The sequence below is a fragment of the Micrococcus sp. LASM2_SD2 genome, from assembly GCF_057364565.1.
In genome coordinates, this window is sequence record NZ_JBNFOB010000216.1 from 1 (window position 1) to 3926 (window position 3926).

The window sequence follows — 3926 nt, forward strand, 5'->3', positions numbered from 1 at the left end:
GGGCCGCCTGGCCGGGCCGCCGGCGGTGCCGCAGGCCCTGCGGAGGGCCCCGTGTTCAGACGCGGAACATGGCCGCGTTGGCCTGTTCGGCCTCCGAGTACTGGGCACCGGCCTGGTCCATGGCGCGGCGGATGCCGGCCAGGGACTCCTCGACCCGGGCCTGGGTGCCGCGCCACTCGGTGAGCACGGTCTGGAAGTTCGTGGACGCCTGGCCCCGCCAGGTGTCCTGCAGCTGGCGCAGGTTCGCCTCCATGGCGTTCACCTCGGCCTGGAGGCGGCCGATCGAGCCCTCCACGGCGGCGCTCTTGGCGAACAGGTCCTCGATGTCGATCTGGACGACGGTCATGTCGGTCTCCTTCGGTGGTCGTGTCCGGCGGCGGGATGCCGTCGTGCTGACCACGCTGACAGCACGCGGGGTCGCCGGCCGCGCGCGATCCGCGTCTGTGGACATCTCAGGCGTGTCGGTCGCCTGTGGAGGAGGGGTCGTCCCGATCGGGGGAGCCGCCGTCCGGCGAGCCGGCGGCGTCAGGGGAGCGGCCGTCGTCGTCCGCGGAGTCCTCGAGCCCCTCGTCCAGCTCGAAGTCGTCGTCCTCGTCGTCGAAGTCGTCCTCCACGGAGGACCACGGCAGGTGCACGGAGAACGTGGCGCCACCGCCCTCGGTCTCGCGCAGCCGCACGGTGCCGTCGTGCTGGGCCACGATCGCGGCGACGATCGCCAGGCCCAGACCGGTGCCGCCGGTCTCGCGGTGGCGGGAGCTGTCCGCCCGGTAGAAGCGTTCGAAGATGCGGTTCGCGTCCTCCTCGGACACGCCCTGGCCGTGGTCGCGGATCTCGATCACCGAGTCCCGGGCGCCCTTGGCCTGCCGGCCGGTCTCGTCCGTGGAGCCCGGCAGCACGTCCACGGTGCCGACCGCGATCTCGATCGGCGTGCCGGCAGGGGTGTATCGCAGTGCGTTGGTCATTAGGTTGACCACCACCTGGCGGATGCGCCCCTCATCCCCGTGCACCGTGGCGGAGCTCGCCCGCCCCCCGTCCAGACCGACCAGCGTCACCGTGCGGTCCGGGGCGTTGACCTTCGCGTCCAGCACGGCGTCCATGGCCAGCATCTGCAGGTCCAGGGGCTGCGGCTCCAGCGCCCGCTGCTCGTCCAGCCGGGCCAGCGTGAGCAGGTCCTCCACGAGCTGGTGCATGCGGGTCGCCTCGGACTCGATGCGGCCCATGGCGGCGCCCACGTCCTCCTCCTTGGTGATGCCGCCGTGGCGGTACAGCTCGGAGAAGCCGCGGATGGTCACCAGCGGGGTGCGCAGCTCATGGGAGGCGTCCTGGACGAACCGGCGCATCGTGGACTCGGACTGCTCCTTGTCCCGGAACGCGGACTCGATGTGCGCCAACATGGCGTTCAGGGAGCGGGAGAGCCGCCCCACCTCGGTGTCCGGCGGGGCGTTCTCCACACGCTGGGAGAGGTCTCCGGCCGCGATCATGGAGGCGGTCCGCTCCACCCGGTTCAGCGGGCGGAAGGCTCGCCGGACCGCCATGTTCGCGATGATCACCGCACCGGCGGTCGAGATCAGGCCGATCGTCACCACGAGCGTGGTCACGCGCTCCACGGAGTCCGAGACCGTCCGCAGCGGCAGCGCCACCGCCACGGTGCCCTCCCCGCTGCGCAGCCGGTAGAGACGCACTCGCCACCCGTTCGAGTTCTCGCTGCTGCCAGGGACCTCGAAGGCCTCCGAGCCGCGCAGGGCGACCTCGTGCGCCGACAGGCCCTCGAGCTGCGGGCCGTCCATGTCCGCGGCCACCGGGGTGCTCACCAGCTGGTTGCCCTCGTTGTCCCAGAGCTCACCGTAGAAGCGCAGGATCGAGTGCGGCGGCGTGTAGTAGCCCCCGGACTGTCCCACGGACGTCAGGTAGATCGAGACGTTGTCACGGTTGGACTGCAGGTCCTCGTCCAGCTGCCGCACGAGCTCGTTGCGGAAGAGCGTGGCCGTGAACACGGCGGTCACGGCCACGGTGAGCAGCATCAGCCCGGTGATGAGCACGACGAGCTTGCTGCGCAGCGACGAGTTCTGCCACGTGAAGCGCAGCGAGGTCACCGGGTGGAACCCGGGACCGGGGGCGGCCCGGTAGCCGGACACCGGTCAGCGCTTGTCCGCGGTGCGCAGCATGTAGCCCACACCGCGCTTGGTGTGGATCATGCGCTCGCGTTCGCCCACGTCGATCTTGCGGCGCAGGTAGGAGATGTAGGACTCCACGATCGAGGCGTCCCCGTTGAAGTCGTACTCCCACACGTGGTCCAGGATCTGGGCCTTCGAGAGCACGCGGTTCGGGTTCATCATCAGGTAGCGCAGCAGCTTGAACTCGGTGGGGGACAGGTCCACCACGTCGCCGCCGCGGCGCACCTCGTGCGCGTCGTCATCCAGCTCGAGGTCGTCCACGCGGAGCACGGCCGCGTCGTCCTCGGCTGGCGCGGTGCGGCGCAGCACGGCGCGGATGCGGGCGACCACCTCGTCCAGGGAGAACGGCTTCGTCACGTAGTCGTCGCCGCCGACGGTGAGGCCGGTGACCTTGTCCTCCGTGCCGTCACGGGCGGTGAGGAAGACCACGGGGAAGTGGCGGCCCGCGGCGCGCAGGCGGCGGGTGACGGTGAAGCCGTCCATGTCCGGGAGCATCACGTCCAGCACGGCCAGGTCCGGCTGGAACTCCTCGGCTGCGGCGAGGGCGTCGTGGCCGTTCTCGGCGGCCACGACGTCGAAGCCGGCGAACCGCAGGGAGGTGGAGAGCAGCTCGCGGATGTTCGGCTCATCGTCCACGACGAGGAGGCGGGCTTCGGGGTTCTTGTTCTGCATGCGTCCAGTGTGGGGCCGGAACCTGGAGGTTGTCTGCATGCGCTCTGCGGGTAGGCCGATGAGAGTCTCGGAGGCCCCCGGCGTGTGGTCGGACGCGTGGTCCGCGTCAGAGCCGGGAGCGTCGGATCGCGGCGAGGATCACGTAGAGCAGCAGCAGTGCGAAGCCGGTGGGCATGCCGAAGAGGGAGAGCGCGTAGAGGGCCGCGTGGCTCGGCACACCGGCGAAGTAGGCGGTCAGCAGCCACACCAGGGCGATCAGGGAGACCGCGGTCAGCAGCACGCCGACGACCAGCACGCCGGTGAGCAGCGGGGAGCCTGCCCGCGGGGCGGGCGTCCGGTGGGGATGCTGCTGCACAGAGGGGGAGGACATGCCTTCCATGGTAGGCCGACCGGGTATCCTGATCCGTCAGAGAAGACACGTCCCCTCGTCAACGGGAGCCCCCGTGGCAGGAACGGTCCCACCGATGCCGCGGCGCAGCGCCGCGCCGGTGCGCTGGACCCCGCCCGCTCCCGGCACGATGGCCACCGTGCACGCCGCCGATGCGGCGGTGCCGGGGCCGTAGCGGGACGCCGCCACGACTGAAGCAGGGAAGTGATCCGATGCCCACCGGACGCATCAAGTTCTACGACGCCGCCAAGGGATTCGGTTTCGCGCAGGCCGACTCCGGCGAGGAAGTCCACGTCCCCTCGTCCGCGCTGCCCGCCGGCACCACCGAGCTGCGCGCCGGCACGCGCGTGGAGTTCGGCATCGCCGAGGGCCGCCGCGGCAAGCAGGCGCTCTCGCTGCGCGTGCTGGAATCCGGGCCGTCCGTCGTCCGCAACCACCGCCCCAAGCCGGACGAGATGGCCGTCCTGATGGAGGACCTCATCAAGTGGCTCGACCAGACCACCAACGGACTGCGCCGGGGCAGGTACCCGCAGCGGGCGCACGCGCAGAAGATGGCGCAGGTGCTGCGTCGCGTCGCCGACGACCTGGAGGCCTGAGCCGTGAGTGACCAGACCGCACCCGAACAGGTCGACGTCGAGCCGGGCCGCCGCGGCGCGGCCCGAGGCCGAGCACGCGGAACCGGGGCCGCGCAG

5 protein-coding genes are annotated in these 3926 nt (G+C 71.2%); 1 reads left to right on the forward strand and 4 read right to left on the reverse strand.

Translation table 11 applies throughout. From position 1 onward, the window contains the following. Positions 1–55 precede the first annotated feature (55 nt). The 4 genes from AC2W7A_RS10175 to AC2W7A_RS10190 form a co-directional block, all read right to left on the reverse strand. Positions 56–346 (reverse strand): WXG100 family type VII secretion target, encoded by a 291-nt coding sequence (locus tag AC2W7A_RS10175; protein WP_485991253.1) that lies wholly within the window; start codon positions 344–346, stop codon positions 56–58. A gap of 106 nt (positions 347–452) precedes the next feature. Further along, complete coding sequence (locus AC2W7A_RS10180; RefSeq protein ID WP_485991257.1) at positions 453–2021, reverse strand: sensor histidine kinase; 1569 nt, start codon at positions 2019–2021, stop codon at positions 453–455. A gap of 117 nt (positions 2022–2138) precedes the next feature. Further along, entirely contained in the window at positions 2139–2846 is a 708-nt protein-coding gene (locus AC2W7A_RS10185; RefSeq protein WP_485991254.1) for a response regulator transcription factor, read from the reverse strand. A gap of 106 nt (positions 2847–2952) precedes the next feature. After that, the gene (locus AC2W7A_RS10190) at positions 2953–3216 is read right to left on the reverse strand and encodes a hypothetical protein (protein WP_485991255.1); all 264 of its coding nucleotides are present in this window, start codon (positions 3214–3216) and stop codon (positions 2953–2955) included. Between the two features lie 230 nt (positions 3217–3446). On the opposite strand from AC2W7A_RS10190, the gene AC2W7A_RS10195 reads away from it, so the two are divergent. Continuing rightward, positions 3447–3830 (forward strand): cold-shock protein, encoded by a 384-nt coding sequence (locus tag AC2W7A_RS10195; RefSeq protein WP_485991256.1) that lies wholly within the window; start codon positions 3447–3449, stop codon positions 3828–3830. Positions 3831–3926 lie beyond the last annotated feature (96 nt).

Bases quoted from the DNA above. Each gene is read 5' to 3' on its own strand.
- AC2W7A_RS10175 (WP_485991253.1), bottom strand. From the start codon at position 346: ATGACCGTCGTCCAGATCGACATCGAGGACCTGTTCGCCAAGAGCGCC.
- AC2W7A_RS10180 (WP_485991257.1), bottom strand. From the start codon at position 2,021: ATGCTGCTCACCGTGGCCGTGACCGCCGTGTTCACGGCCACGCTCTTC.
- AC2W7A_RS10185 (WP_485991254.1), bottom strand. From the start codon at position 2,846: ATGCAGAACAAGAACCCCGAAGCCCGCCTCCTCGTCGTGGACGATGAG.
- AC2W7A_RS10190 (WP_485991255.1), bottom strand. From the start codon at position 3,216: ATGTCCTCCCCCTCTGTGCAGCAGCATCCCCACCGGACGCCCGCCCCG.
- AC2W7A_RS10195 (WP_485991256.1), top strand. From the start codon at position 3,447: ATGCCCACCGGACGCATCAAGTTCTACGACGCCGCCAAGGGATTCGGT.